Origin of the sequence: Polaribacter sp. BAL334 (assembly GCF_015767435.1) — a bacterium.
Taxonomy (GTDB): Bacteria; Bacteroidota; Bacteroidia; order Flavobacteriales; family Flavobacteriaceae; genus Polaribacter.
This window is the reverse complement of sequence record NZ_JADWOV010000291.1, coordinates 1-238: the sequence shown is the minus strand read 5'-3', so window position 1 is coordinate 238 and position 238 is coordinate 1. Positions and strand designations below refer to the sequence as shown.

The 238-nt window shown below is 36.6% G+C and carries 1 pseudogene; it reads left to right on the top strand.

Annotated features, from left to right (window positions below):
• Positions 1–238 (top strand): annotated as a pseudogene (locus IU405_RS08645) (NAD(P)/FAD-dependent oxidoreductase); the annotation flags it as partial.

The following is a 238-nucleotide window of genomic DNA, read 5'->3' as shown; positions in this document are numbered from 1 at the left end:
CGAAACTTTTATAGTAACGACCAATAAAGGCACCAAACACCATGCAAAAATTGTGGCAATTGCTGGTGGATTAGGAAGTTTTGAACCCAGAAAACCATTGATTGACAACATTGCTGATTTTGAGGATAAAGGCGTTGAATATATTATCAGAGATCCAGAATTGTATCGCAATAAAAAAGTGGTCATTTCTGGAGGAGGAGATTCTGCTTTGGATTGGTCCATATTTTTGACAAATGTT